This is a genomic window from Legionella stuttgartensis (assembly GCF_977063405.2).
In genome coordinates this window covers 1-818 of record NZ_CDRUHA020000095.1, presented here as the reverse complement: position 1 = coordinate 818, position 818 = coordinate 1, and the positions used below count along the sequence as shown (strand labels likewise).

Here is an 818-nt window from a genome sequence, read left to right as displayed (position 1 = left end):
CACATATTGTTATCACGCCAAGTAGGTGTACCCTACATTGTTGTGTTCATGAACAAAGCAGACATGGTTGATGACCCTGAGTTGTTAGAATTAGTTGAAATGGAAGTGCGTGACTTATTAAGCAGTTACGATTTCCCTGGGGATGATATTCCAATTGTTGTTGGTTCTGCGCTGAAAGCGTTGGAAGGAGATGACAGTGAGATTGGTGTTAAAGCAATTGAGAAATTGGTTGAAACCATGGACTCATACATTCCTGAGCCAGTACGTAACATTGATAAAGCATTTTTGTTACCGATTGAAGACGTATTTTCTATTTCTGGACGCGGAACAGTAGTAACTGGACGTGTAGAGAGTGGAATAGTGAAAGTGGGTGAAGAGATTGAGATTGTGGGAATCCGTGATACTCAAAAAACCACTTGCACAGGTGTTGAGATGTTCCGTAAGTTGTTGGATGAGGGTCGAGCTGGAGATAACGTAGGTGTATTGTTACGTGGAACCAAGCGAGATGAAGTTGAGCGCGGCCAAGTATTGGCGAAGCCAGGAACAATTAAGCCTCATACAAAATTTGAAGCTGAAGTATACGTGTTGTCAAAAGAAGAAGGTGGACGTCATACTCCATTTTTCAATGGATACAGACCACAGTTTTATTTCAGAACAACAGACGTGACAGGTACATGTGACTTGCCATCTGGAGTAGAAATGGTAATGCCTGGTGATAACGTACAATTGACTATCAACCTGCATGCACCTATTGCGATGGACGAAGGTTTACGTTTCGCAATTCGGGAAGGTGGCCGTACTGTTGGCGCCGGTGTTGT

1 protein-coding gene is annotated in these 818 nt (G+C 43.2%); it reads left to right on the top strand.

The annotated features are described in order from the left end of the window. On the top strand, positions 1–818 hold an 818-nt coding region (locus tag ACWTEW_RS32275; RefSeq protein WP_454783632.1), incomplete at both ends, for an elongation factor Tu.